Source organism: Streptosporangium sp. G11 (assembly GCF_051192615.1).
In the GTDB taxonomy this organism is placed as follows: domain Bacteria; phylum Actinomycetota; class Actinomycetes; order Streptosporangiales; family Streptosporangiaceae; genus Streptosporangium.
In genome coordinates this window covers 75,796-101,826 of sequence record NZ_JBPJUQ010000015.1, presented here as the reverse complement: position 1 = coordinate 101,826, position 26,031 = coordinate 75,796, and the positions used below count along the sequence as shown (strand labels likewise).

The following is a 26,031-nucleotide window of genomic DNA, read 5'->3' as shown; positions in this document are numbered from 1 at the left end:
AGCTGGCGGGGCTATGAGGACATAGCCCGTAGGCCAGTATTCCGGGTTCCTTCCCGGCCGGATAGCTCCAATACCACTTCGGTCCGTACCGATGTGTTCCCGGCCGCGTCCCCGGTACCTCCCCGGCACTTCCCCGGCACGGGATTGCGGGGGCCGTGACACGGCTGGGGCGGGTGGGGGCGGTCATCCGGGGCACGGACTTCCCGGCCGATCCGCCGGGTCGGTCGTGAAATCTCCTCACGAACCGCTAATCTCCACAGTGTGGGACGCCACAGGTCTGACCCCATGGGTATCGCGCGCCTGGTCCTCGTCGGACTGGCGGTGCTGGTGGTCGTCGCCCTGATCGTGTTCGGGGTCCTCTCGCTGATCGGCAGCCTGGGCTCCGACGCGGAGACGGTCCCTTCGCCCGCCCCCTCGGTCACCGCGTCGTCCGTGGCCGCCTCCCCGTCTCCCTCCGCCACCTCCGAGCGCGTCCCGACGGTCCTCGTCGAGTGCCTGCGGGAGCGCTGCCCCACGGTCTTCCTGAAGGTCACCGGGGGCGACGTGCTGCTCGACCGGGAGATGGACCGCGGCGAGCAGTTCCAGTCCTTCGATCCCAAGGTCGACGTGGTCCTGGCCGACTCCGCCGCCGTCCGCGTCCAGGTGAACGGGGCCGTCCGCTCCCCGGGCAAGGCGGGGGAACGCCAGGAGTTCACGGTCTCCCGCGACTGACCCCGCCCTCTCCCGCCGGCTCCGGATCCTCAGCGGCCGTACGCGGCCCTAGGCCAGGCCGAGGTCGGCCAGGGTGTAGGCGGTCCTGTACGGCAGCCCGGCTCCGGCGATCGCCGAGGCGGCTCCCCGGTCCACGATCGTGGCGACCGCCACGACTTCGGCGCCCGCCTCGCGCAACGCCTCCACCGCGGTCAGCGGGGATCCGCCGGTCGTGGAGGTGTCCTCCACCACCAGCACCCGCCGCCCCGCCACGTCCGGTCCCTCGATCCGGCGCTGCATGCCGTGGGTCTTCTGCGCCTTGCGGACCACGAACGTGTCGAGCCTCCCGCCTCGCCCGGCCGCCGCGTGCATCATGGCGGCCGCCACCGGATCGGCGCCCAGCGTCAGGCCGCCGACCGCGTCGTAGCCGAGGTCCTCGGTCATGTCCAGCATGACCCGCCCCACCAGCGGCGCCGCCTGCCCGTCGAGGGTCACCCTGCGCATGTCCACGTAGAAGTCGGCCTCCATGCCCGAGGACAGCGTGACCTTGCCGTGCACCACGGCCTTGCCCTTGATCTCCGCCAGCAGGTTCTCTCGATCGCTCATGGCACAAGGTTAGGGCGACCCCGGAACCCGCCCGATCGGGCCCCGCCGGGAAACAGGCCTGCCGTAACGCCGGTTTCGGCCCGGGGGTGGCAAAAGTGCGATCCGGGTTTACTCGCGGCGCGTACTGCGGGATTATCCGGCAGGCAACTCCGGGTAATGGTGAGGTCACAATGAGTGTGAAAACATCTCAAGGCGACGCTGAACTGCTGGCTGCCACCAGGAACGGCGACGTGGCCGCCTACCGGGTGCTCCATCAGCGGCACGCCCCCGCGGCGTACGCCCTGGCCCGCCTGCTCCTGCCGGGCGAGACCGAGGCCGGGGGCGTCGTGGAGAGGACCTTCGCCAGGGTCCACCACGTGATCGCCCAGGGAAACGGCCCGGAACAGGCGTTCCGCCCCTACCTGCTCACCGTCCTCCGCCGTACCGTCGACGACCGCTCCGGCACGACGGGCGGCCCGGTGGCCGCCGAGCGACCGCTGCCGGAAGCCGCCGAGCGGGCGGAGGGAGAGGCCGGTGGAGGGGCGGACGGGGAGATCGGCGAGCAGGCGGATGGAGAGACCCGTGGTCGGGCGGGCGGAGAGGCCGCCGAGGGCGCGGACGGAGCGGACGGAGCTTCAACAAGAGCGGACGGAGTCTCGGAAAGAGCGGACGGGGAGATCGACGAGCGGGCGGATGGGGAATTCGCCTCCTTCGGCCCGCGCGCGTTTCTCGTCGACCCCTCGGTGGAGGGGCTGGAACGCTCACCGGTGGCCAGGGCGTTCCTCTCCCTGCCCGAGCGCTGGCAACTCGTCCTGTGGCACGCCGAGGTCGAGAGGCTCAGAGCCGAGGAGATCGGGCTCCTGCTGGGCCTGACGGTCAACGGCGCCGCCGCGCTCGCCCACCGGGCCCGGGAGGGCATGCGCCAGGCGTGCCTGCGCGTCCACCTGACCGAGACGCCGACCCCCGAGTGCCGGCCCGTGCTGACCAGGCTGGGGCCCTACACGCGCGGCGGCCTGGCCAAGGAGCAGAGCAGGGTCATCGACAGGCACCTGGAGGGCTGCTCCGGCTGCCGCGCGGTGCTCACGGAGCTGACCGGCATCGGCCGGGACGTCCGCTCCGTCATCGGCCCGCTCGTCGTCGGTCCCGCGTTCCCCGCCTACCTGACGGCGCTCGCCAGGATGGGGGTCACGGCGGGAGGCGGGTTGTCCGGCCGCTGGCGGAGGGCCCCCCGGTCCGTACGGCGCACCGTGGCGGCCGCCGCGACGGCCACCGCGGTCGCGGTGGTCGCGGCCCTCGTGCTGGTGTCGGCCGGGGAGCCCGCCCGCCGGCCGAGCACGGCCTCCGAGCCGATCGTCGTGGCCCCGGTGCCCGATTCCCCCGCCCCGCGGAAGTCCTCGGGAGGGCCGAAGACCTCCGGTTCGCCCATGTCGACCCTCTCGGGGCAGCCGGTTGGACCCGACCGCGAACCCGGCGAGACCGGCGAGACCGAAACGGCGCCCGGGTCCGCCGGGGCGGCCCCCGAAGGCGAGTCCGGCGGGTCCGAGATGGGTGGCCCGGCCGGGACCGGGCAGGACGGCCGGACGGGTTCCTGGCTTGCGCCCCGCCTGGTGGCCAGGATCGACGCGCTCGGCGCCCTGGTCAGGTCCGAGGCCGGAATCGTCGTGGTGCGGCTGCGCAACGCGGGCCGAGGGCAGAGCGAGGACGTCGTCGCCGACGTCGGCCTGCCGCGAGGCGTGACGCTGCCGTCCAGGTCCGGCCGGGGAAACGCCGTCGGCGGCGTCACGCCGGTCGGTACGGTCGACGGCTGGTCCTGCCGGGCGCGAACCCGGGGTGCCCGATGCGTCCGCGGCCCGCTGCCGGCGGGCCGGGCCACGGCGGTCTTCCTGAGGGTCCTGGTGTCGGGCGACGCGGCCTACGGGGCGGCGCCCTCGGTCACGGTCTCCACCGCGGGGACACGGGTGGCGGCCAGGTCGCGCAGCGGGGTACGGGCGACGGGTGCCCCGGCCCGGTTCGCCACCGACGGCCGGGTGGCCGTCTCCGCGATCGGCAACACCCTGATGAGCTGCGCGCCCTCGGAGCCCGCGTGCGAGGCGGCCCGTTCGCGGCGGGGCGGCAGGCGCGACAACAACAGCTGGGAGATGCGTCCCCTCGACCGTGACGGGGATCCGTCGACGAGCACCTCGAGCGCGGCCCGGCTCGTCCTGCCGGCGGCGAGCAAGGTGGTCTGGGCGGGGCTGTACTGGTCGGCGAGCGCGCCCCCCAGCGGGCGGATCAAGCTCAAGGTGCCGGGCGAGGAGCGATACCGGCAGGTCAGGGCCACGCGGGTGGTGGAGCGGGAACTGCCCGCGGGGCGCGGTTACCAGGCGTTCGCCGACGTCACGCGCCTGCTGGGAGCCGTACGCGGGACGTACTGGGTGGCCGACGCCTCGGTACGGCCCGGCGTGGCGCGCCACGCCGGCTGGAGCCTGGTGATCATCGTGGCCGACCCGCGCCGGCCGTACAGCCAGGCCGTCGTCGTCGACACCGCGACGGTGCTGGACGGGGGGCACCGCTCGGCGCGGATACCGCTCGACGGGCTGACGCCCTCCGAGGCGCCCGCGAGGATGGCCCTGGTGACCTGGGAGGGTGACGCGGGTGTCATGGGTGATCGGGTGAGGCTCGGCGGCCGGCCCCTGCGACCCGCCGGTGGGGAGCGGGACCCGCGCAATCCCTTCGACGGGTCCGCCGCCGGGGCGCGGGGCACCGGCACGACCTTCGGTACGGACGTGGACCGCTTCCGGTCGCCCCTCGGGCGTGACCCGGTGCTGGAGCTCAGCACGCACCGGGACGTCCTGCTGTTCGGCGCGGCGGCGGTGAGCGTGCGGACCGCCCCGTGACGGCGCGCGCGGTGCCGTAGGAGAGATGTTTCGCCCGTGTCCCCGGTGGTGCTCGTGTCCCCGATGGTGGGAGAGGGGCGCACGGTCGGCCCGGGTCCGCTGTGCGGTGAAGGGGGCGTGCGGGGCCCGGGGGCACGGGTGGTGGGACGGTGTGAAACCCGAATGAGTAGCGCCTCGCCGAGGGGGGTTCACGAACGGGACAAACTGGTACGGTCTGCGTGAACGATCCAGCGTGTGGTCGAGCGCGGGTGGAATCGTCGGGATTCACCCTCGGATGGTCAGCTGCTTGATTACCCTGAGGAAGGGCCGTCTGTCCGGTCTCTTAGGGGTTCTTTCAGGCTTGTCTGAACCGAAGGATCGGGCTACGTAGGAAGGGCGGTGTCGTGTGGATCGTTGCGCGCTGTTCGTGGACGCCGGCTACCTGCTGGCCGACGGCGCGATGGCGGTGCACGGTACCCGCCACCGTGAGTCCGTCTCCTGGGACTACCCGGGTCTGCTCCAGCTGCTCAACAAGTTGTCGAGAGAGCGCACCGGCCTGCCGCTGTTGCGCTGCTACTGGTACGAGGCGACCGTGGAGGGCCGCCGCACACCGGAGCACGACACGCTGGCCGACATCCCCGGCCTCAAGCTCCGCCTCTCGCGCATCCGCCCCGGCCGCCGCGAGGGCGTCGACGCCCAGGTCCACCGCGACCTGATGACGCTGGCCCGCAACGGCGCGGTCTGCGACGCGGTCGTGGTCAGCGGCGACGAGGACCTGGCGCAGGTCGTCTGCGACGCCCAGGACCTCGGCATCCGGGTCACCGTGGTCCACATCAGCGCCGACGGCAGCTGGGCCGTCTCCCGTACGCTGCGCCAGGAGTGCGACGACCTGATCGAGATCGGCGCCGGCCATCTGCGCCCCCACGTCAGCCTGCTCAGCGGCGATATGCCCGCGCTGGCGACCAACGGCCATCAGCACGCCACCAACGGCCAGCCCGTCGCCTCACGCGGGACCGGCGGGAGCAACGGCGCCCCGGCCACCAGCCCCATCCCCGCGGTCCAGGCGTCCCGCGCGGCCCACGCCCAGCCCGCGCTGCCCTCCGCCTACCCGAGCTACACCCAGGAGTCGCCGGTCACCCCGGCCACCCCCGCACCGCCACCGCCACCCCCGCCGCCCCCGCCCGCCTCCACGCCGTCACACGCCGCCGTCAGCACCCAGACCGGCCCGCTCCCGGTCGCGCCGCAGTACTCGATGGGCAACACCGGCAGCATGCCGAGCTACCAGCCTCCGCAGATGGGCGCCTACACCGGTCCCCAGGCGGCCCCGGTGCCGCCGCAGAGCGCCGGGATCGGCGCCGCGACGACGCTCTCCGACGCGGTGCAGGCCGCCCACAAGGAAGGCCACGACTTCGGCGAGTCCGTGGCCAAGGACGCGCCCGCCCTGTGGCTGGAGGCGGTTCTCGCCCGCAAGCCCCGGATGCCCTCGGACCTGGAGGCGCGCCTGCTCCAGGGCTCCTCCCTGCCGATCGACTTCCTCCTGCACGACGAGGTCCGCCACGCCCTGCGCCGCGGCTTCTGGGACGCCCTGGAGCGCGCCCGCCGCTGAGGTGCGCGGCCCGCCCCAACCGCCCGGCGGAAACGCCCGTCAGGTGAGGGCGTCGAAGCCCGCGCGCAGGTGGTTGAGGCGGTTGGACAGGTCGGCCATCGGCCCCGAGAGGCCGGGGTCGCCGCTCTTGCGGACCAGCTCGGCGACCCGGCCGAGCTCCTCCTCGACGGCGGTCAGGCGCCTGGACAGCTCGGGCAGCACGGCGGCCTGGTCGGACGACTCACCGGGCGGCAGCTCCGTGCCGAGGCGCTCGCGGAGCATGGTGGCCTGCTCCGCCAGCCTGCGGTTCATGTTGTAGAGCTCCACGAACACCGCGACCTTGGCCCGGAGCACCCACGGGTCGAAGGGCTTGGTGAGGTAGTCGACGGCACCCGCCGCGTAGCTGCGGAAGGCGTAGTCGGGCGCGCTGTCGACCACGGTCAGGAAGATGATCGGGATGTTGCGGGTGCGCTCGCGGCGCTTGATGTGGGCCGCCGTCTCGAACCCGTCCATGCCCGGCATACGGACGTCGAGCAGGATCAGGGCGAACTCCGTGCCGAGCAGGGCCTTCAGCGCCTCCTCCCCCGACTTCGCCCGGACGGGTATCAGATCGAGCGAGCTGAGAATGGCCTCGAGCGCGATCAGGTTCTCCTCCCGGTCGTCGACCAGGAGGATCTTGGCTCTGTCCGGCATCGATCACACGCCTTCGTTGGAGTCGCCGGCCGGCTTGCCCCGCGTCAGCCAGCCGCGCAGCCTTTCCAGCAGGCGGTCGACGTCCACGGGCTTGGGCACGTAGTCGGAGGCGCCGGACGCGATGCTTTTCTCCCGGTCACCTCGCATGACCTTAGCGGTTAGCGCGATGATCGGCAGGTCTGCGAACTGGGGCATCCGGCGGATCGCCGAGGTGGTGGCCCAGCCGTCCATCTCCGGCATCATGATGTCCATCAGGACGAGGGCGACGTCCTCGTTGCGTTCGAGCTGCTCGATGCCCTCGCGGCCGTTCTCCGCGTAGATCACCGTGGAACCGTAGCGTTCGAGCACGCTGGTCAGGGCGAACACGTTGCGGATGTCGTCGTCCACGATCAGGATCTTCGCCCCGGTCAGCGGGTCGTCGCCCTTCCACGGCTTGCCCTCGCCCTGCGGGAACTGCGGCAGGGGCAGGTCGTCGTTGAGCGTCAGCTCCGGCAGGTCGTCGGGCTCCTCCAGCACGCCGACGAGCGCCGGGTTGCGGGGGGAGGTGGGAGCGCTCGCCCCGCCGTCGCGCGAGGCCAGCGGGCCGCCGTACGACGGGGGCAGGTAGAGGGTGAAGGTGCTGCCCTCGCCGACCTCACTGACCACGTGGATCTCGCCGCCGAGCAGGCGGGCGATCTCCCGGCAGATGGACAGGCCCAGGCCCGTCCCCCCGTACTTGCGGCTGGTGGTCCCGTCGGCCTGGCGGAACGCCTCGAAGATGACCTCCAGCTTGTCGGAGGCGATCCCGATGCCGGTGTCGACCACCTCGAAGGCCAGGATGCCGTCGGCGCCGCGCAGGGTGTCGTCCACGAAGGCGACGGCGCGCCTGGCGTGGATCACGCGCAGCCGCACCTCTCCCTTGGGGGTGAACTTGATCGCGTTGGAGAGCAGGTTGCGCAGCACCTGCTGGAGACGCTGCTCGTCGGTACGGAGCTCCTGCGGGATCGACGGGTCGACCTCGACGGTGAACGACAGACCCTTGTCCTGGGCCAGCGGCGCGAAGGTGGCCTCGAAGTAGTCGACGAGCTTGGGCAGGGAGATCTGCTGGGGGTGGACGTCCATCCGCCCGGCCTCGACCTTCGACAGGTCGAGGATGTCGTTGATCAGCTGCAGCAGGGCCGAGCCGGCGCCGTGGATGGTCCTGGCGAACTCCACCTGCTGGGGGGTGAGGTTGCCCTCGGCGTTCTCGGTGAGCAGCTTGGCCAGCACGAGGAGGCTGTTCAGCGGGGTGCGCAGCTCGTGGGACATGTTGGCGAGGAACTCGGACTTGTAGCGCGAGGAGACCGCGAGCTGCTCGGCGCGCTCCTCCAGCGTGCGGCGGGCCTGCTCGATCTGGAAGTTCTGGATCTCGATGGCCCGGTTCTGCTTGGCCAGCAGCGCGGCCTTGTCCTCCAGCTCGGCGTTGGAGCGGCGCAGCTCCTCCTGCTGGCGCTGGAGCTCGTCGGAACGCTCCTGCAGCTCGGTGGTGAGGCGCTGCGACTCGGTCAGCAGGTCCTCGGTCCTGGAGTTGGCGATGATCGTGTTCATCGTGACGCCGATGGTCTCGACGAGCTGGTTCAGGAAGTCGTGGTGGATCTCGCTGAACTCGCTGAACGAGGCCAGCTCCAGGACGCCGAGCACCTGCGTCTCGAACAGGACCGGCAGCACGACGATCTGCGCGGGCGTGGAGGTGCTGAGGCCGGTGTCGACGGTCAGGTAGCGGGCGGGCACGTTGCCGAGGATGATCCCCCTGCCCTCCATCGCGGCCTGGCCCACGATGCCCTCGCCGGTCGAGAACCGCTGCCGGGGGCCGTTGCCGGGGCGGGCGCCGTATCCGGCGATGAGGTGCAGGTCGCGGTCGCCGGTGGGCTCGGAGAGGTAGAAGGCGCCGTAGTGGGCCGACACCAGCGGGGTCAGCTCGCTCATGATGAGCTTGGCGACCTCCATCAGGTCGCGGTGGCCCTGCATGAGGCGGGAGATCCTCGCCAGGTTGGACTTCAGCCAGTCCTGCTCCTGGTTGGCGGTGGTGGTGTCGCGCAGCACCGCCACCATCATGTTGATGTTGTCCTTCAGCTCGCCGATCTCGCCCTCGGCGTCGACGGTGATGGAACGGGTCAGGTCGCCGGTGGCCACGGCGGTGGTGACCTCGGCGATGGCGCGCACCTGGGTGGTCAGGCGGGCGGCGAGCTCGTTGACGTTCTCGGTGAGGCGCTTCCAGATGCCCTCGGCGCCCTCGACGCGGGCCTGGCCGCCCAGCTTGCCCTCGGAGCCGACCTCGCGGGCCACGCGGGTGACCTCCGCGCCGAAGGACGACAGCTGGTCGACCATGGTGTTGATCGTGGTCTTCAGCGCGAGGATCTCGCCCTGCGCGTTCACGTCGATCTTGCGCGTCAGGTTGCCCGACGCGACCGCGGTGGTGACCTCGGCGATGTTGCGGACCTGGTACGTCAGGTTGTTGGCCATGGAGTTGACGTTGTCGGTGAGGTCCTTCCAGACCCCGGAGACGCCGCGTACGCGGGCCTGGCCGCCGAGCTGGCCCTCGGTGCCGACCTCGCGGGCGACGCGGGTGACCTCGTCGGCGAACATCGACAGCTGGTCGACCATGGTGTTCAGGGTGTCCTTGAGCTGCAGGATCTCGCCCTGGGCGTCCGCGGTGATCTTCTTGGACAGGTTGCCCTGCGCGACGGCCGTGGACACCGCGGCGATCTGGCGGACCTGGGTGGTCAGGTTGTTCGCCATCACGTTGACGTTGTCGGTGAGGTCCTTCCAGGTGCCGGAGACACCGGGCACCTGCGCCTGGCCGCCCAGCTGACCTTCCGAGCCGACCTCGCGGGCGACGCGGCTCACCTCGGAGGCGAAGGACGACAGCTGGTCGACCATGGTGTTGATCGTGGTCTTCAGCGCGAGGATCTCGCCCTGCGCGTCCACGTCGATCTTGCGCGTCAGGTCTCCGTTGGCGACGGCGGTGGTGACCTCGGCGATGTTGCGGACCTGGTACGTCAGGTTGTTGGCCATGGAGTTGACGTTGTCGGTGAGGTCCTTCCAGACCCCGGAGACGCCGCGTACGCGGGCCTGGCCGCCGAGCTGGCCCTCGGTGCCGACCTCGCGGGCGACGCGGGTGACCTCGTCGGCGAACATCGACAGCTGGTCGACCATGGTGTTCAGGGTGTCCTTGAGCTGCAGGATCTCGCCCTGGGCGTCCGCGGTGATCTTCTTGGACAGGTCACCCTGCGCGACGGCCGTGGACACCGCCGCGATGGCGCGGACCTGGGTGGTCAGGTTGCCCGCCATCACGTTGACGTTGTCGGTGAGGTCCTTCCAGACGCCCGACACGCCGCGCACCTGCGCCTGGCCGCCGAGCTGGCCCTCGGTGCCGACCTCGCGGGCGACGCGGGTGACCTCCTCGGCGAAGGCCAGCAGCTGGTCGACCATGGTGTTGACGGTGTTCTTCAGCTCGAACATCTCGCCGACCGCGTCGACGGTGACCTTGCGGCTCAGGTCGCCCCGCGCGACCCCGGTCGTCACCGCGGCGATGTCGCGGACCTGCGCGGAGACGCGGCTGGACATGGTGTTGACGGCCTCGGTGAGGTCGCGCCAGCTTCCCGACATGCCGCGCACGTTCGCCCGGCCGCCCAGGCGGCCCTCGGTGCCGACCTCCCTGGCCACCCGCGTCACCTCGGACGTGAACAGCGACAGCTGGTCGACCATGCCGTTGATCGCCTTGCCGAGGCGGCGCACCTCGCCCCTGGCACTGCGGTCGAGGTCGATCCGGCGGGAAAGGTCGCCCTTGGCCACCGCGTCGATCACGTCCGCGGCCCCGCTGACCGGGCCCACGAGCGCGTCGATCAGCGTGTTGACCGAATCGACGCTCTCGGCCCACGAGCCCACGCCGGGACCGGGGGTGAGGCGCTCGCCGAAGCGGCCCTCCTTGACCACCTCCCGGCGGACCCGGTGCAGCTCGTTGGCCAGATGCTCGCGGCGGTCGGCCACCTCGTTGAGCAGCAGGCGGATCTCGCTGAGGATTCCCGGCGGGGCGTGCGGGACCCGGCGGCGGAAGTCACCGTCGCGCCAGGTGATGAGCGTCTGCAGGATCGGTTGCAGGTCCGATTCGCTGTAACGTCGCTCCTCGACGTCGGGCACGGTGTTGACCGTGGTCATATGACCTCCTTGACTCCCGGGGGCGCAGCCGTGAGTCACCCCAGTCTGTCACGGTGCGCAATGTGTAGTCCCACCTTCGATTCACCCCATGTCAACGGGAAGTGTGGTAGTCACGGAACAGTGACCAGTGCTCCACGTGCCGTCTTGGCGGCGACCTTCGCCCCAGGACAGACGGCCGTCCCTGCCGCCAGGCGGTTCACCATCGAGGTGATGACCGCCTGGGCCGCCGCGTCCGTTCTCGCGGTCGCCGAGCGGCTGGCCGCAGACCTGTCGTCACAGGTGACCGACGTCCCCTTCGAGATCGTCTGGAGCCATCTGGGCGACGGGCTGCAGATCGAGGTGCGCCAGAAGCAGGCTCCCGAGGAGAGCCCCGGCGCCCCGTCCGTGCCGGTGGAGGAGTGGGGTGTCACCTTCGCCGGTCAGCAGCGCACGCACTGGGCCAGGATCCGGCTGCCCGGATCGTCCGGACGGCCGTCCTCGGAGTGGGCCACCGAGGAACCCAGCCGCGGGCCGATATGGATGGGTTTTCTCGCCGATGCCAGCGACCTGCTGGCGGGCACCCTCGACCCCGACATGGTGCCCGCGATCATCTCGCAGATCGTGGTGCCGCGGCTGGCCACCTGGTGTGCCGTCTACACATGGAGCAACGGCGGCGGCCCGCAGCGTCCAGCCTACCTCTGGCACACCGACGAGAGGCGCATCGACGAACTCCGGGAGGAGCTCGCCAGCGTCCAGATCCCGCAGGCCGGCGGGTCCATGCAGCTCGCCGACTCGCAGGTGCTGGTCATCCCGCTCCTCGCGCGCGGGCGAACGCTGGGGGCGATGTGCCTGGGGCGGCCCGACCGGTTCGCCGAGGACGTGTTCCAGTACGCCGAGGACATCGGCCGCCGCGCGGCGCTCGCCCTGGACAACGCCCTGCTGTACGCCACCCAGGCGGCGGCCAACCGGGCGCTCCAGCGCAGCCTGCTCCCTCCCAACGAGCCGGGCGAGATCCCCGGCCTCGACCCCGCGGTGGTCTACGAGCCCGCGGGGGAGACCAACGAGGTCGGCGGCGACTTCTACGATCTTTTCGCGGCCGGTGACGGCTCCTGGCGGTTCGCGGTGGGCGACGTCTGCGGGACCGGCCCCGAGGCCGCCGCAGTCACCGGCCTGGCCCGCCACACCCTGCGCCTGCTCTCGCGGGAGGGGTACGGCGTGGCCGCCGTCCTCGACCGCCTCAACCAGGCCATCCTGGAAGAGGGCGAGCGTGCCCGCTTCCTGACGCTGCTGCACGGGGAGATCACGCCCGTGCCGACAGGCCTGGACGTGGCGATGGTCTCCGCCGGGCACCCGGAGGCGCTGAGGCTGCGGCCCAGCGGTGTCGTGGAGGCCGTGGTGACCTCCCAGTCGCTGCTGGGCGTCTTCCCCGAGGCGACCTTCAAGGCGGAGCTCGTCCACCTCGACCCCGGCGACGTGCTTCTCGCGGTCACCGACGGGGTCACCGAGCGTCGCAGGGACGGGCGGCTGCTCGACGACGACGCGGGGCTGGCCAAGCTGCTGGCCGAGTGCGCGGGGCTGTCGGCGCGGGCGGTCGCCGAGCGGATCCGCCGCGCGGTCCAGGACTTCGCCCCCGAGCCGAGCGCCGACGACATGGCGATCGTGGTCCTGAGAGCCCGTTGACGGGGCCGTCCACCTGATGATCGTGGTTCTTGGGGCCCGTTGAACGGGGCCGTCCACCTGGCGACCGCGTGCCTGCCGGCCGGACAGGCCCCACCCCGCGCCCCGGCGGGGCGGTACGGGCGGGGCCGTCACCCCTTCACGGGGTAGCACGGATTAGATGTCGGTCTTCACGTGCTTTCGGGCGAAGTCCAGCTGCGCCGACATCTGCGCGATGCGCTCGGAGACGACCAGGGAGCCGTGGCCCGCGTCGTAGCGGTACACCTTGTGCTCGTGGTCGTGCTCGGGGAGCCGGGCCACGTAGGCCTCGATCTGCCCGATCGGGCAGCGCGGGTCGTTCTCCCCGGCGAGGATCAGCAGCGGCGCCTCGACCTGGTCGACGTAGGTGATCGGCGAGCTGTTCACGTACCGCTCGCGCTGCTCCTCGGGTGAGCCGCCGAGCAGCGCGCGGTGGTAGGAGCGCAGCGCCTCCGTCTCCTCCTCGTAGGTGGCGATGTGGTCGGCGATCGGCACCGTGGCGATGCCCGCCGCCCACATCTTGGGCTGGGTGCCCAGGCCGAGCAGCGTGAGATAGCCGCCCCAGGAGGCGCCGGACAGCACCAGTCGGTCGGGGTCGCAGACACCGCGGTCGACCAGGGCGTCCCTGACGGCGGCCACGTCGGACAGTTCGATGTGCCCGACCTCGCCGTGCAGGGCGTTCCGCCAGGCCGAGCCGTAGCCGGTGGAGCCCCGGTAGTTGACCCGCACGACCGCGAAGCCGATGTCCACCCAGGCGGCCACCTGCGGTACGAAGGAGTCGTCGTCCTGCGCGGTGGGCCCGCCGTGCAGCATGAAGACCGTGGGGAAGGGGCCCGAGCCGCGCTCGGGGCGCGAGACCAGGGCGTGGATGCGGCCTCCGGGCCCCTCCACGTCCACGTCCTCGACCGGGACCGACGGGGGCGAGGTGGGGCCGCCGTGGTTCATCACCACGTGGCCGCTGGTCGACCGGATCAGCGGCGGGTGGGCCCCGCTGGACCAGGAGTACTCGACGGAGCCGTCGGGACGGGGCGCGGCGGCGTCGATCACGCCGTGCTGGGTCTCGATCGGGAAGAACCCGCCGCCGGGAAGGTCGTAGCGGGTCAGATAGGTGCGGCCCCGGTTGCCTCGCACGACGAGCAGCGAGCGGCCGTCGTCGTACCAGTCGGCGGTGATCTCGCCCGGGTCGCGCAGCCAGATCTCCCGCTGGTCGCCGGTCTCGGGGTCCCAGACGAGGGGCTCGCGGCGGCCCCTGCGCTCGTGCAGGGTGAGCAGCCGGCGGTCTCCGGACACCGGTGCGAAGCGCAGGCCGACGACGCCCTTGCCGGGGCCGTCGTGCAGGTCGCCGACGACCTCGCCGTTGCGCCGGAGCACGCGCAGCCCGGGGTGCCGGGCGTCGCCGCGCTCGCTGTGGCTGATGGCGATCAGCGAGCCGTCCAGGGAGACCGCGGAGACGGCGGCCGCCTCGGTGTGCTCGTAGATGGTCCGGGCGGGCTCGCCCTGCGGTACGAGATGGATGGTGAAGCCCTGCCCCGGCCTGGCCATGCCGATGACCGCGTCGCCCGTCGCCGAGAGCCCGAGCCCGGCGGGGAAGCCCGGGGCGAGGTCGATCGGCTGGTCGGGGCCGCCGTAGAAGGGCTGGCGCATCCACCGGCCCCACTCGTCGCCGTCGGTGTCTTCGAACCACCAGATCCACTGGCCGGTGGGGTCGATCGCGCCGTGCGAGGTGCCCTTGGGCCGTGAGGTCGCCTGGCGGGTGGAACCGCCCGCGCGGTCCCAGGCGTAGACCTCCCACGCCCCCGAGGCGTTGCTGCGGTAGACGGACCGGCTGGGAGCCTGGCCCGCCCACACGGGCAACGTCGCGCGCGGCGCACGGAACCTGGCCTGCCAGCGCTCCTCCGCCTTCATATGGCGCTTCCCTCCGTCAAGGCGTCAGCTTCACGCGTCCAGGCGCGGGCTCGCCGGATTGCGGTCCAGTATGTCGTCTTCACCGGCTAATTGCTTGAGTAATGTCTGGGAATTTCGGACTAAAAGTCACATCAGTAACAGGTGTCCCGAAGGTGGCTGTCAAGCACACAGCTTGCTCAGAGGTGGTGCTTAAAGATAGACATACGGAAAGAGGCCTCTACAGGGCTCATTTCTGGCAGTTCTGCGATCTTTCTTCGCATAACTTCCGGATCCGTGTGCCACGCGCTGGGCCCCATTCCCACGACCGCCTCGACCGCATCATGCCCCAGGGCCATCTCGAACGCGAGAGTGCTCCGGCCGGTCTCGACGAAGTGCTCGTTCAGGCTCTCCGCCACGCGCCGCTCCTTCGATTCGTCCACCGACAGGAGCCCCAGCCGCTCCACCAGTGGCGCGAGATGCCGCGAGGTGGGGGTGACCACTACGAGCTCACCGTCCTCCTTGAGCACTCGTGCGAACTCTGCCCCATTTCTGGGGGCGAACACATTGAGAAGTACATCTATCGTGTCATCTCCCAGCGGCAGCGGTCTCCATACGTCGGCCACCACCGCCCCCAGCCGGGGGTGGGCCCGCGCGGCACGCCTGATCGCGTGCTTGGAGACGTCCAGCGCCACCCCCGTGGCCCCCGGCAGCCCGTCGAGCGCCCGCGCGAGATAGTGGCCCGTCCCGGCCCCGGCGTCCGCGACCACCTTCGCGCCGCCGCGGCAGGCTCCGGCGACCGCCTCCGCCAGCGGGGCGTAGTGCCCGGCGGCGAGGAACGCGTCCCTGGCCGCCACCATGGCCGCGCTGTCGGCCGTTCCCGGCACCCGCGACCCGGTCAGCAGGCTGACGTATCCCTGCCTGGCCACGTCGAAGCCGTGCCCCAGGGCGCACCGCAGGACCCGCCCTTCGAGCGTCAGGGAGCCGCGGCAGACCGGGCAGGCGAGGTGTTCGACGACATCGTCCAGCATCTCCCCATCATCTCGCGTCCCGCCGCGGCCGAATTGTCATGATGGGCGCGGGACCTGCGGGGGGGAGGACAGGTCAGGCGGTCTGCTGGATCTGCTGGAGGAAGGCCGCGTTGGAGGGGGTCTCGCTGAGCCTGCCGGTGAGGAGCTCCAGGGCCTGCTGCCTCTCCAGGCCGCCCAGCGTGCGGCGCAGGCGCCAGGTGAGCTGCCGCTCCTGGGGGTCGAGGAGGATCTCCTCGCGGCGGGTGCTCGAGGCGTCGAGGTCGACGGCCGGGTAGAGGCGCTTGTCGGCGAGGGCGCGGCTGAGGCGCAGCTCCATGTTGCCGGTGCCCTTGAACTCCTCGAAGAGGCTGTCGTCCATCCGCGAGCCGGTCTCGACCAGCGCGGTGGCGAGGATGGTCAGCGAGCCGCCGTCGCGCAGGTTGCGGGCGGCGCCGAAGAAACGGCGCGGGGGGAGCAGGGCCGTGGCGTCGATGCCTCCGGCGAGGGTGCGCCCGCCGCCGGGGGCGAGGTTGTTGTACGCGCGGGCGAGCCGGGTGAGGGAGTCGAGCAGGAGGACGACGTCGTGCCCGGCCTCCGCGAGGCGCTTGGCGCGCTCGACGGCGAGCTCGGCGACGGCGGTGTGGTCGCGGTCGGGACGGTCGAACGTGGACGCGGCCACCTCGCCGTGGATGGACTCGCGCATCTCGGTGACCTCCTCGGGGCGCTCGCCGACGAGCACGACCATGAGGTGGCAGTCCGGGTGGTTGGCGGTGATCGCGGCGGCCAGGTCCTGCAGGACCATCGTCTTGCCCGCCTTGGGCGGGGCGACGATCAGGCCGCGCTGGCCCTTGCCGACCGGCGTGAACAGGTCGACGACCCTGCCGGTCAGCGACCCGGTCTCCAGGCGGAGCCGGTCGCGGGGGTGGATCGGGGTCATGTCCGCGAAGTCGGGCCTGTTCCGCCAGGCGGTGGCGCCGTTCACGCTCTCCACCCCCTCCAGCTTCTCGTACGGGGCGCGCGCGATGGCCACGACGTGGTCGCCGGGGCGCAGGCCGTACTCGGAGAGCTGGGAGTGGGGCACGCGGACGTCGCGCGGGGACGGCAGGTAGCCGCCGGTCCGGATGTGTCCGGTCCGGTCACGGACGTCGAGCAGGCCGGTCACGGTCTCGACGGGGGTGTCGCGCCCGGGAGACCGCCCGGTCGTGGTCGCGCCGTTTCCCCGGGGGGCTTTCCTGGAGGTGTTCGCGTCGCCTCCGCGGGGACGCGGCACCTTCTTGGCGGTGATTTTTTCGATGGTGGGTTCTTTGAAAACGGGTTCCGCGGTCATGAATGACCTTTCACGGGAGATGAGGACCGCATGCCTGAGACAGGGGCGGTGCTGAGAGAAAAAGCGAGAAACGGGGGCGGATCATCGCACGCGGCCTAGCCAGCGGTGCGTCACGCCCGGTATCACGGTAGCACCGTTGCCCCATCCCGAACAGGAGAGCGGATGCTACATCAGTCCATAACGGTCGCCGGGGTCGAGGTGTTCCCGCTGTGCGACGCGGTGGGACCGATGGGTGAGTCGATCCGGCGCCCGATGTCGCAGATGTTCCCCGGTGGCCGCCACGGCGGGTCCGACGAGTGGATCCTGCACTTCCACTGCTACCTGCTGCGCGACGCGGCGGGCCGCACGGTGCTGGTCGACACCGGCATCGGCCCCCGCGACTCGCCCGCGGCGAGCTGGGCGCCGGTGCCCGGCGTCCTGGGCGCCGAGCTGGCCCGGGTGGGGACGGCTCCCGGCGAGGTGGACGTCGTGGTCATCACGCACCTGCACAGCGACCACGCGAGCGGCGCGGTGGTCGCGGGGGCGCCGGTCTTCGCCAACGCCCGGCACGTCCTGCAGCGCGCCGAGATCGACGCGGCGGGCGGGGCGATCCTCGGCCACGTCGTCCGGCCGCTGGGCGAGCGGGTGCAGGCGGTGGACGGCGGGGCGGAGGTGCTGCCCGGCATCCGGGTGCTGCTCACGCCGGGGCACACCCCCGGCCACCAGGTCGTCCAGGTCGGCGATCTGGTGCTGACCGGCGACGTGGTGCTGCATCCGGTGCAGCTTGAGGATCCGCGGGTGCCCTACCTCTACGACGCCGACCCCGAGCTGGCCGCGGCCACGCGCGTGGAGCTGCTCGACCGGGTCAGGGCGGAGGGCGGGATGATCGGCACCGCCCACTTCGCCGAACCCTTCACGAGGATCGTGTGAGGGGACTTCACGAAGACTGTGCGGTGAGGGGAGACGAGAGGGCGCGGCTCCGCCGTGCCTTGCCCCGGTAGCGGAGGACCTGGACGGCGCCCAGTGCCCAGATCGGGTACTGCGTGGCGAACGCCCACCGGAAGGCGTCCAGGCCGCTGTCGCCCGTGAGGTCGAGGGTGACGCCGATCAGGGCGATCACCGCCACGGACGCGACGAAGCCTCCGCCGTTCACGATGCCGGTGGCCGCGCCGATCCGGGTGGCCGGGTTGAAGGTCCTGGCGTAGTCGAAGCCGATCATCGACCCGGGGCCGTTGGCCGCCAGCACCACCACAAGCGCCACCAGCAGCCAGAGCGGTGCCCGTCCCGGCCAGGCCAGCACGACGGTCCACGCCCCGGCGGTGGTGCCGATCACGATGAGCACGATCCGGGAGCGGTGGAAGGGGAACCGCCCGGCGAGATAGCCGAGCAGCGGCCCGCACACCATGCCGCACAGGGTCAGCGTGGTCAGCAGCACGCCCGCCGTCGAGGGGGTCAACCCCTGACCCTGGACCAGGAACGGGTATCCCCACAGCATCAGGAACGCCGCGGCCGAGCACTGGGTGGCCGCGTGGGTCCACATGCCCAGCCGGGTGCCCGGCTCGGCCCAGGCGGCCTTCAGGCTCGGCGGCTCCCCCGTGCGCTCGGGGCGGGGGTCGCGCAGCACCGTGATCAGCAGGAACGCGGAGACCACGCCGAGGACGGCGGCGCCCATGAAGGTCGGCGTCCAGCCGTACGTGTGCAGGGAGTAGATGAGGGGCACCGCGGAGGCGATCGCGCCGAGCTGGCCGAGCAGGCCGGTGAGCTGGACCATCAGCGGGTTGCGGCGGGCGGGGAAGGAGAGGCCGACCAGCCTGATCACGCTGATGAACGTCATCGCGTCCCCGCACCCGATCAGCGCCCGCCCGGCGATCCCCGGCAGCAGCCCTTCGGCCAGGGCGAAGACGAGCTCGCCGCAGGCCATCACCACGGCACCCAGGACCAGCATGCGCTTGGAACCGAGCCGGTCGACCAGCATCCCGACGGGCACCTGCATGCCCGCGTAGACCAGCAGCTGGCACATGGCCAGGAACGAGAGCCCCGCCGCGCCGACGTCGAGCCTCGCCGCCGCCTCGATGCCCGCCACACCCAGCGACTGCCGGTGGAAGACGGCGACGACGTAGGCCAGTACACCTGTGGCCCAGAAGAGAATCGCCATGGACCGTGGTGTCATGGGGCAAATATTACTTTTTAGGTGTTTTAGCTATGCGATCGGGTCCACGGGGCTCGTCGTGATCAGCGGCGCGGGTAGCGGATGAGCAGGCTCGCGTGCACATCCCGGTCGCCGAGGACGGTGTACGTGTGCGGGACGTCCGACCGCCAGGAGATGTGCTCGCCGGGACCGGCCCGCAGGGGAGCCCCGGCCGGTCCCGCGCTGAGCGTCCCGGCGAAGACGGTCACGTGCTCGGTGACGCCCTCGTGGTGGGCGGGCGAGACCTGCGTCGCCCCCGCGCGGATCACCAGCCGGTAGAGCTCGTACGTGACCTCCTCGTCCTCGAAGACCTGGAGCAGTGTCCCCTCGGAGGCCCTCCCGTGGACGACGGGGACCACCTCGGCCCGCTCGCCGCCGCCCGCGGCCTCCACCGGCGGGGTGCCGATGGCCATCGCCAGGGGGACGCCGAGCTCGGCGGTGATCGCCCAGAGGGTCTCCAGGGTGGGGTTGCGGGTGCCGTTCTCCAGGCCGGAGAGCGTGGCCTTGCCGACACCGGCGCCGCGGGCGAGGGCGGACAGGGAGATGCCGCGCTCCTCGCGCAGCCTGCGGATCCGCCGCCCGATGTCGAGCGTGCCGCCGTCCATGGCGGGCCGGTCGGGTGCGCTGTCGTCCACGGCGGGTGGGCCGGGAGCGCCGGTGACCGCGGCGGCCCGGCCGGAGGTACCGGTGGCCGGCCGGTCGGGTGTGCCGGCGCCCGCCGAGGGGCCGCCGGACGCGTGGGTGGCCGCGGCGGGCCGGTCGGGTGGGCCGGTTTCCCCGGCGGGCCTGGGGCTTTGTGCTCCGGAGTCCATGGGGCTATCGTGCAGCACGAGACCCGTTCCGTTTACGGAACAGGCCGCGCCATCCCCCACGAGGACCGAGAAATGACACGTCTGCTTCAACCCGTACTGGCCGGGGTGGTGACCGCGGTGGTCGGTTTCGCCAGTACCTTCGCCGTGGTCCTCGCCGGGCTCAGGGCCGTGGGCGCCGACCAGCGGCAGGCGGCGTCGGGGCTGCTCGCCCTCTGCGTGGCCAACGGCGTGGTGGCCGTCTGGCTGGGCCTGCGGCAGCGCGTCCCGATCATCGTCGCCTGGTCCACCCCCGGAGCGGCGCTGCTGGTCGCGACCGGGACCGTGGAGGGTGGTTTTCCCGCCGCGGTCGGGGCGTTCGCGGTCTCGGGACTCCTCCTCACCGCCGCCGGGCTCTTCCCGGCCCTGGGCCGGTGGATCGCGGCCATCCCCACGCCGATCGCGGGTGCCATGCTCGCCGGGGTCGTGCTCGACCTGTGCGTCGCGCCGGTCAGGGCGCTCGCCGAGATACCGCTGATGGCGGGCCCCGTCGTGCTCACCTGGGCGCTGCTGAGCAGGTTCGCCCGCAAGTGGGCGATCCCGGCGGCCCTCCTCGTCGCCGTCGCGGCCATCGCCCTGACCGGTCCCGAGCTGGGGGCGGTGGACGTGCGGCCGGTGCTCGAGGTGACCGTCCCGTCCTGGAGCGCCCAGGCGATGGTCAGCGTCGCGCTCCCGCTGTTCCTGGTCACCATGGTCTCGCAGAACGTGCCGGGCATGGCGGTCCTCGCCGGGTACGGCTACCGTCCCCCGCTGCGCGGCATCCTCGTCTCCACCGGCCTGGCGAGCACGCTGGGTGCCCCGCTGGGCGGCCACGCGGTGAACCTGGCGGCGATCAGCGCCGCGCTGTCCGCCGGGCCCGACGCCGACCCCGATCCGGCCCGCCGGTGGATCGCCTCGGTCACCTCGGGCGTGTCGATGATCGTCCTCGGGATCGGCTCGGGGCTGGCCACCGCGCTCGTCCTGCTCTCCCCGCCGCTGCTCGTCGAGGCCGTCGCCGGTCTCGCCCTGCTCGGCGCGCTCGCCTCGGCCATCGCCTCCGCCGTCACCGACCCCGAGGGCAGGGAGGCCGCGGCCGTCACCTTCGTGGTCACCGCGTCGGGACTGACGTTCCTGGGTGTCGGCGCCGCCTTCTGGGGACTCGTCGCGGGCGGGCTCATGACACTCCTGCACCGCCGTCGCGTGAACACCCCCCGGACCCCGCCGTACGGGGAAGAGGCCGTGCCGGACGGGGGCGAAGAGGGGCCGGACACGCCTCAGCCGGTGCGGCCCGCGGGCCGCACCGGCTGAGGCGAGACGTGACTACTGGTGGTCCGAGCGGCCGTGGCGACCGGCCACGAGCTGGTCGGTGGCGGACTGGCGGGGCACCTCGACCCGGGGGTGGGGCGCGGTGTCCTCGACACGGTCGTCGACGCCGTCGCGGTCGCGGTCGACCACGGGGGCAGTGGCGGTCGTGGCGGTCGCGGGAGCCGCAGGGGTCTCTTCAAGCTTGCGCTCCAGTTCCCGCTTCTCCTCCTCCAGACGGGTGACGCGGTCACGCGCCTCCGTCCGCGAGGCACGGAGCCTGCGACGGTGCGCGGCCGAGCGCCGCATGCCGGAGAACATCATTCCCAGGCCGAGCAGGAGAACCGCTCCCGTGGCGACACCCGCGAAGAAGAGTTCCAGCTGGGTGAGCTGGAACAGGCGGTCGAAGATCGTGAACGAAGCGGTGGTGGTCGATGCTGCGGTCTCGTCCCAGGAGACCGCGATCACGGTCGCACCCGCGAGTACGATCAAGAGAAGTCCCAGCACTATCATGTGACCTCACCTCAGGCTTTGGCTGTTGTGGTAGCCACTGCTGCCCCCGGCGCGCGGGATTATTCCTCGAATCCCCATGCTCGCCGGGGAATGTGACGGACAGGCCGCCGGAAGACGCCACGGACGTCAGCGTCGCCGACGTCATCGGCGTGGGGCGGGCGGGCCTCTTCGGTGCATGCCTCCCGAGCCGTACCGGGCGGCCGGTCCCCTCCGCGGCGTCGTACCGGGCGGCCGGCCCCCTCCACGGCGCGGGACGGCGCGGAGAGCGGAGGCGCGGACCTCCGGGAGATTTCGGGCCTGTCGCGGAGGTCTAGGGTTGACGCCCATGGACCGTACCCGCCTGTATCGCAACGGCGTCCTGGAGGCCGAGGGCTTTCCCATCGACGACATCTCCGAGTATGTGGAGGACGAGTCCGCCATCGTCTGGTTCGACCTCTGCTCGCCCACGCAGGCGGACCTGGCGAAGATCAGCGAGGAGCTGGGCCTGCACCCCCTGGCCGTCGAGGACGCCCTCCACAGCCACCAGCGCCCCAAGCTCGACACCTACGACAGTCACCTGTTCATCACCGCCTACGCGGCGAGACTGGCGGACAAGGGAATCGACTTCATCGAGGTCTCGATCTTCGCGACCAAGAACGCCCTGGTCACCGTGAGAGAGAACCCCGAGTTCAACATCGACGAGGTGCTCAGGCGCTGGGACGCCAACTCCATCATGGTCAAGTTCGGGGTGCCGTACCTGCTGCACGGCCTGCTCGACTACATCGTGGACGGCTACTTCGAGGTGCTGCAGGGGGTGGACGACCGCGTCGAGGAGCTGGAGGACGATCTCTTCCAGGACAATCCCGGGGACATGCCGCACATCCAGCGCCGGACCTTCGAGATGCACAAGAAGCTGGTGCGTTTCCGGCGGCTGGCGGTGCCGACGCGCGAGGTCGTGGGCAGCCTGCTGCGCAGGCAGGACGTCCTGGACCCCAAGCTGGCCCCGTACTACCAGGACATCTACGACCACACCCTGCGCACCGCGGAGTGGAGCGAGTCCCTGCAGGACCTGGTGGGCAACGTCCGCGAGGCCCACATGAACCAGCAGGGGTTCCGGCTCAACGACATCATGAAGAAGATCACCAGCTGGGCGGCCATCATCGCGGTGCCCACGATGATCACCGGTTTCTACGGGCAGAACGTGCCCTATCCCGGCTACGACCAGTCGATCGGGTTCTGGACGTCCACGATCATGATCATCGTGGGCACCATTCTGCTCTACCGGGCGTTCAAGAAGCGCAACTGGCTCTGACCAGGTCGTCGTCCCCCGTCGCTCGCCGGGTCACCCGGTCGGCCGGGGGTCGCCCACCGTAGCCTGGCCTCAGGGGGAGAACCGGCCCTCCGGGCGCCGGGTCCGACCCGGCATCCGGCAGGGATCGGCGATCGGCGAAGGACGAACTGCATGGCACGCGGACGGCTGCGCGTCTACCTGGGGGCGGCCCCCGGGGTGGGCAAGACCTTCGCGATGCTGGCCGAGGGGCACCGGCGCCGGGAGCGCGGCACCGACGTGGTGATCGGGCTGGTGGAGACACACGGGCGCGAGCGCGTCGAGAGCCTGCTGGAGGGGATGGAGATCGTCCCGCGCGTGGCGGCGGAGCACCGCGGGGCCGTGTTCGGCGAGCTGGACGTGGACGCCGTCATCGCCAGGAGACCGAAGGTCGTCCTGGTCGACGAGCTGGCCCACACCAACGTGCCGGGCTCGCGCAACGCCAAGCGCTGGCAGGACGTGGAGGAGATCCTGGAGGCCGGGATCGACGTGATCTCCACCGTCAACGTCCAGCACCTGGAGTCGCTCCGCGACGCGGTCGAGGAGATCACCGGGGTGGTCCAGCGCGAGACGGTGCCCGACGAGGTGGTGCGGCGGGCCGGGCAGGTGGAGCTGGTGGACATGACCCCCGAGGCGTTGCGCCGCAGGATGGCGCACGGCAACGTGTTCGCACCCGAGAGGGCGGACGCGGCCCTGTCGAGGTACTTCCAGCCGGACAACCTGGCGGCGCTGCGCGAGCTGGCGCTGCTGTGGGTGGCGGGAAGTGTCGACGAACAGCTCGGCCGCTACCGCGCCGAGCACCGCGTCGCCGGGGTGTGGGAGACCCGGGAGCGGGTGGTGGTGGCGCTGTCGGGGGGCCCGGAGGGGGAGACCCTGGTGCGCCGGGCGGCGCGGATCGCGGCCAGGTCCCCGCGGGCGGAGCTGCTGGCGGTGCACGTGACGATGGCCGACGGGCTGACCGGTGCCGATCCGGCGCACCTGGCCCGGCAGCGCGCGCTGGTGGAGAGCCTGGGCGGCGGCTACCACCAGGTGGTGGGAGACGACGTGTCGCGGGAGCTGCTGGAGTTCTCCCGGCGGGTGAACGCCACGCAGCTGGTGCTGGGGGTCTCCCGGCGCGGGTGGCTCGCGCGGATCCTCTCCCGGGGGGTCGGCGTGACCACGGCTGCGTACTCGGGGACCGTCGACGTTCACATGATCACCCACGGGGAGGCGGGGGAGTTCGGCGGTCGCGCCCCGTCGCGCGCCGCGCTCACCCGCTCCCGCAGGCTGGCGGGCTGGGGGACGGCGCTGCTCGGCCTTCCGCTGCTCACCGCCGCCCTCCTGGAGTTCAGGCAGGCGGCGACGCTGCCGAGCGTGATATTGCTGTTCCTGCTGATGGTGGTCTGCGTCGCGCTGGCCGGTGGCATGTGGCCCGCGATCACCGCCGCGGTGGCCGGTTTCGCCCTCCTCAACTGGTACTTCACGCCGCCGTTCCACTCGCTGGCCGTGACGCGGCCGGAGAACCTGCTCGCCCTGTTCGTCTACGTGCTGGTCGCGATCATGGTGAGCGCGGTCGTCGACCTGGCGGCCCGCCGCGCCAGGGAGGCCTCCCGCGCGGGCGCGGAGGCCGAGGTGCTGGCGACCCTCGCCGGGTACGTGCTGCGGGGCGAGGCGGCGCTGCCGTCCCTGCTCTCCCGGCTCAGGGAGACCTTCGGGCTGGCCTCCGTCACCCTGCTGGAACGCCGGCCCGGCGGGCCGTCTGGCTCGTCCGGCTCGTCTGGGCCGTCTGGCTCGTCCGCTGGCTCGTCCGGCTCTGGCGGGCCGGATGACTCGGATGATTCGGACGGCTGGCGGATCGTGGCGACCGGGGGCGGGGAGCCGTCCACCCGTCCCGGCGTCGCCGACACCGACGTGGTCGTCGACGACGACCTGGTGCTGGCCGTACGCGGGCGGCTGCCCGGGGCGTCCGGCCGCAGGGTGCTGGAGGCGTTCGCCGCCGAGGCGGCGGTGGCGTTGCGCCACCAGCGCCTCGCCGAGCAGGCGGAACGGCTGCGCCCGATCGCCGAGGCCGACAGGATGCGCACCGCGCTGCTCGCCGCCGTCAGCCACGACCTGCGTACCCCGCTCGCCTCGGCCAAGGCCGCCGTGGAGAGCCTGCGCAACACCGGCATCGACTGGTCGCCGCAGGACAGGGAGGAACTGCTCGCCACCGCCGACGAGTCCCTGGCCAAGCTGGACCGCCTCGTCGCCAACCTGCTCGACATGAGCCGCCTGCAGGCGGGGGTGCTCGGGCTGACGCTGGAGCCGACGGCGCTTGAGGAGGTCGTCCCCCGGGTCGTCGACGACCTGGGACCGCTGCGCGACCGGGTGCGGAACCGCCTGCCCGGGGACCTCCCCGAGATCGCCGCCGACCCCGTGCTGCTCGAACGCGTACTGGCCAACCTCGTCTCCAACGCCGTCCGCCACAGCCCGCCGGACGTCGGCGTGCTGGTCGGCGCGAGCGTGGAGGGCGACCACGTGGAGATCAGGGTCGTCGACCGGGGGCCCGGTATTCCCGAGGAGTCGCGCGACCGGGTCTTCATGCCCTTCCAGCGGCTCGGCGACCGCGACAACGCCACCGGCGTCGGTCTCGGCCTCGCGCTCTCCCGGGGGCTGGCGGAGGCCATGGGCGGCACCCTCGTACCGGACGAGACGCCGGGCGGGGGCCTCACCATGATCCTGACCCTGCCCGTCTTCCCGCGGCACCGGGCCGCGCCCGCGCCCGTGGAGGACCTGTGACGCGCATCCTCGTCGTCGACGACGAACCCCAGCTCCTGCGGGCGCTGCGGATCAACCTGGCCGCCCGCGGGTACGAGGTGGCCGTGGCCGCCGACGGCGCCGTCGCCCTGCGCCAGGCCGCCGACTGGCACCCCGACCTGGTCGTGCTCGACCTCGGCCTGCCCGACATGGACGGGGTGGACGTCATCCACGGGCTGCGCGGCTGGACCACCGTCCCGATCATCGTGCTGTCCGGCAGGGCAGAGGGCCGCGACAAGGTGGAGGCCCTGGACGCGGGCGCGGACGACTACGTCATCAAGCCGTTCGGCGTCGACGAGCTGCTCGCCAGGATCCGCGCGGTGTCGCGTCGCGCCGCGGTCCCCGAGGAGGAGCCCGCCCGGTTCGTGATCGGCGAGCACGAGGTGGACCTGGCGGGCAAGACCGTCTCCGGCGGCGTGCGGCTGACGCCCACCGAGTGGCGCCTGCTGGAGATCCTGGTCCGCAACCCCGGCAAGCTGATCACCCAGCGCCGCCTGCTGAACGAGGTCTGGGGCGCCTCCTACAGCAAGGAGACCAACTACCTTCGCCAGTACATGGCCCAGATGCGCAAGAAACTGGAACGCGACCCCGCCCACCCGGTCCACCTGCTCACCGAACCGGGCATGGGCTACCGCTTCCAGCCCTGACCGGGTCATCTCCGGGTA

General features: G+C 71.9%; 17 protein-coding genes and 1 pseudogene. 9 read left to right on the top strand and 9 right to left on the bottom strand.

Going from position 1 to position 26,031, the window contains the following annotated elements:
- Positions 1–285 precede the first annotated feature (285 nt).
- Positions 286–711: a hypothetical protein gene (locus ACSDR0_RS17355; RefSeq protein ID WP_435289846.1), complete on the top strand. Its 426-nt coding sequence runs from the start codon at positions 286–288 to the stop codon at positions 709–711.
- A gap of 48 nt (positions 712–759) precedes the next feature.
- Here ACSDR0_RS17355 and pyrE read toward each other — a convergent pair whose 3' ends face one another.
- Complete coding sequence (gene pyrE, locus ACSDR0_RS17350; protein ID WP_435289845.1) at positions 760–1,296, bottom strand: orotate phosphoribosyltransferase; 537 nt, start codon at positions 1,294–1,296, stop codon at positions 760–762.
- A gap of 170 nt (positions 1,297–1,466) precedes the next feature.
- On the opposite strand from pyrE, the gene ACSDR0_RS17345 reads away from it, so the two are divergent.
- Together ACSDR0_RS17345 and ACSDR0_RS17340 are read left to right on the top strand one after the other, a co-directional pair.
- Positions 1,467–4,151, top strand: coding sequence for a zf-HC2 domain-containing protein (locus ACSDR0_RS17345; RefSeq protein WP_435289844.1), 2,685 nt, complete (start codon positions 1,467–1,469; stop codon positions 4,149–4,151).
- A 385-nt stretch (positions 4,152–4,536) separates the two neighbouring features.
- Positions 4,537–5,736, top strand: a complete 1,200-nt coding sequence (locus ACSDR0_RS17340) for an NYN domain-containing protein (RefSeq protein ID WP_435289843.1) — start codon at positions 4,537–4,539, stop codon at positions 5,734–5,736.
- A gap of 39 nt (positions 5,737–5,775) precedes the next feature.
- Here ACSDR0_RS17340 and ACSDR0_RS17335 read toward each other — a convergent pair whose 3' ends face one another.
- Both ACSDR0_RS17335 and ACSDR0_RS17330 read right to left on the bottom strand, forming a co-directional pair.
- Positions 5,776–6,408 (bottom strand): response regulator, encoded by a 633-nt coding sequence (locus ACSDR0_RS17335; protein WP_435289842.1) that lies wholly within the window; start codon positions 6,406–6,408, stop codon positions 5,776–5,778.
- A gap of 3 nt (positions 6,409–6,411) precedes the next feature.
- Positions 6,412–10,584, bottom strand: a complete 4,173-nt coding sequence (locus tag ACSDR0_RS17330) for a HAMP domain-containing protein (RefSeq protein WP_435289841.1) — start codon at positions 10,582–10,584, stop codon at positions 6,412–6,414.
- A 120-nt stretch (positions 10,585–10,704) separates the two neighbouring features.
- Here ACSDR0_RS17330 and ACSDR0_RS17325 point away from each other — a divergent pair, with 120 nt between their 5' ends.
- Positions 10,705–12,243, top strand: coding sequence for a PP2C family protein-serine/threonine phosphatase (locus ACSDR0_RS17325; protein ID WP_435289840.1), 1,539 nt, complete (start codon positions 10,705–10,707; stop codon positions 12,241–12,243).
- Between the two features lie 153 nt (positions 12,244–12,396).
- On the opposite strand, the gene ACSDR0_RS17320 is transcribed toward ACSDR0_RS17325, so the two are convergent.
- The 3 genes and pseudogenes from ACSDR0_RS17320 to rho all read right to left on the bottom strand — a co-directional run.
- Complete coding sequence (locus tag ACSDR0_RS17320) at positions 12,397–14,163, bottom strand: S9 family peptidase (protein ID WP_435289839.1); 1,767 nt, start codon at positions 14,161–14,163, stop codon at positions 12,397–12,399.
- A 176-nt stretch (positions 14,164–14,339) separates the two neighbouring features.
- Positions 14,340–15,170 carry a putative RNA methyltransferase gene (locus tag ACSDR0_RS17315; protein ID WP_435289838.1) on the bottom strand — a complete coding sequence of 277 codons (831 nt, stop codon included), beginning with the start codon at positions 15,168–15,170 and terminating at the stop codon, positions 14,340–14,342.
- A 73-nt stretch (positions 15,171–15,243) separates the two neighbouring features.
- A pseudogene (gene rho / locus ACSDR0_RS17310) lies at positions 15,244–16,311 on the bottom strand (transcription termination factor Rho); the annotation flags it as partial.
- 327 nt (positions 16,312–16,638) lie between these two features.
- On the opposite strand from rho, the gene ACSDR0_RS17305 reads away from it, so the two are divergent.
- Positions 16,639–17,385 (top strand): MBL fold metallo-hydrolase, encoded by a 747-nt coding sequence (locus ACSDR0_RS17305; RefSeq protein WP_435289837.1) that lies wholly within the window; start codon positions 16,639–16,641, stop codon positions 17,383–17,385.
- A gap of 7 nt (positions 17,386–17,392) precedes the next feature.
- Here the strand turns inward: ACSDR0_RS17305 and ACSDR0_RS17300 are convergent, their stop codons facing one another.
- Positions 17,393–18,625 carry an MFS transporter gene (locus ACSDR0_RS17300; protein WP_435289836.1) on the bottom strand — a complete coding sequence of 411 codons (1,233 nt, stop codon included), beginning with the start codon at positions 18,623–18,625 and terminating at the stop codon, positions 17,393–17,395.
- Positions 18,626–18,687: 62 nt separating this feature from the next.
- Positions 18,688–19,455, bottom strand: a complete 768-nt coding sequence (locus ACSDR0_RS17295; RefSeq protein WP_435289835.1) for a helix-turn-helix domain-containing protein — start codon at positions 19,453–19,455, stop codon at positions 18,688–18,690.
- A 72-nt stretch (positions 19,456–19,527) separates the two neighbouring features.
- Here ACSDR0_RS17295 and ACSDR0_RS17290 point away from each other — a divergent pair, with 72 nt between their 5' ends.
- The gene (locus ACSDR0_RS17290; protein WP_435289834.1) at positions 19,528–20,778 is read left to right on the top strand and encodes a benzoate/H(+) symporter BenE family transporter; all 1,251 of its coding nucleotides are present in this window, start codon (positions 19,528–19,530) and stop codon (positions 20,776–20,778) included.
- Positions 20,779–20,790: 12 nt separating this feature from the next.
- On the opposite strand, the gene ACSDR0_RS17285 is transcribed toward ACSDR0_RS17290, so the two are convergent.
- The gene (locus tag ACSDR0_RS17285) at positions 20,791–21,285 is read right to left on the bottom strand and encodes a hypothetical protein (protein ID WP_435289833.1); all 495 of its coding nucleotides are present in this window, start codon (positions 21,283–21,285) and stop codon (positions 20,791–20,793) included.
- A gap of 325 nt (positions 21,286–21,610) precedes the next feature.
- On the opposite strand from ACSDR0_RS17285, the gene ACSDR0_RS17280 reads away from it, so the two are divergent.
- The 3 genes from ACSDR0_RS17280 to ACSDR0_RS17270 all read left to right on the top strand — a co-directional run bounded on the left by ACSDR0_RS17280 (position 21,611) and on the right by ACSDR0_RS17270 (position 26,013).
- Positions 21,611–22,576: a magnesium transporter CorA family protein gene (locus tag ACSDR0_RS17280; RefSeq protein ID WP_435289832.1), complete on the top strand. Its 966-nt coding sequence runs from the start codon at positions 21,611–21,613 to the stop codon at positions 22,574–22,576.
- 150 nt (positions 22,577–22,726) lie between these two features.
- Entirely contained in the window at positions 22,727–25,348 is a 2,622-nt protein-coding gene (locus ACSDR0_RS17275) for a DUF4118 domain-containing protein (protein WP_435289831.1), read from the top strand.
- The gene (locus tag ACSDR0_RS17270) at positions 25,345–26,013 is read left to right on the top strand and encodes a response regulator (protein ID WP_435289830.1); all 669 of its coding nucleotides are present in this window, start codon (positions 25,345–25,347) and stop codon (positions 26,011–26,013) included. The genes ACSDR0_RS17275 and ACSDR0_RS17270 overlap by 4 nt, the downstream gene beginning before the upstream one ends.
- Positions 26,014–26,031: the final 18 nt, after the last annotated feature.

Bases quoted from the DNA above. Each gene is read 5' to 3' on its own strand.
- ACSDR0_RS17320 (WP_435289839.1), bottom strand. From the start codon at position 14,163: ATGAAGGCGGAGGAGCGCTGGCAGGCCAGGTTCCGTGCGCCGCGCGCG.
- ACSDR0_RS17345 (WP_435289844.1), top strand. From the start codon at position 1,467: ATGAGTGTGAAAACATCTCAAGGCGACGCTGAACTGCTGGCTGCCACC.
- pyrE (WP_435289845.1), bottom strand. From the start codon at position 1,296: ATGAGCGATCGAGAGAACCTGCTGGCGGAGATCAAGGGCAAGGCCGTG.
- ACSDR0_RS17300 (WP_435289836.1), bottom strand. From the start codon at position 18,625: ATGACACCACGGTCCATGGCGATTCTCTTCTGGGCCACAGGTGTACTG.
- ACSDR0_RS17280 (WP_435289832.1), top strand. From the start codon at position 21,611: ATGGACCGTACCCGCCTGTATCGCAACGGCGTCCTGGAGGCCGAGGGC.
- ACSDR0_RS17335 (WP_435289842.1), bottom strand. From the start codon at position 6,408: ATGCCGGACAGAGCCAAGATCCTCCTGGTCGACGACCGGGAGGAGAAC.
- ACSDR0_RS17305 (WP_435289837.1), top strand. From the start codon at position 16,639: ATGCTACATCAGTCCATAACGGTCGCCGGGGTCGAGGTGTTCCCGCTG.
- ACSDR0_RS17275 (WP_435289831.1), top strand. From the start codon at position 22,727: ATGGCACGCGGACGGCTGCGCGTCTACCTGGGGGCGGCCCCCGGGGTG.
- ACSDR0_RS17285 (WP_435289833.1), bottom strand. From the start codon at position 21,285: ATGATAGTGCTGGGACTTCTCTTGATCGTACTCGCGGGTGCGACCGTG.
- ACSDR0_RS17290 (WP_435289834.1), top strand. From the start codon at position 19,528: ATGACACGTCTGCTTCAACCCGTACTGGCCGGGGTGGTGACCGCGGTG.
- ACSDR0_RS17295 (WP_435289835.1), bottom strand. From the start codon at position 19,455: ATGGACTCCGGAGCACAAAGCCCCAGGCCCGCCGGGGAAACCGGCCCA.
- ACSDR0_RS17330 (WP_435289841.1), bottom strand. From the start codon at position 10,584: ATGACCACGGTCAACACCGTGCCCGACGTCGAGGAGCGACGTTACAGC.
- ACSDR0_RS17315 (WP_435289838.1), bottom strand. From the start codon at position 15,170: ATGCTGGACGATGTCGTCGAACACCTCGCCTGCCCGGTCTGCCGCGGC.
- ACSDR0_RS17355 (WP_435289846.1), top strand. From the start codon at position 286: ATGGGTATCGCGCGCCTGGTCCTCGTCGGACTGGCGGTGCTGGTGGTC.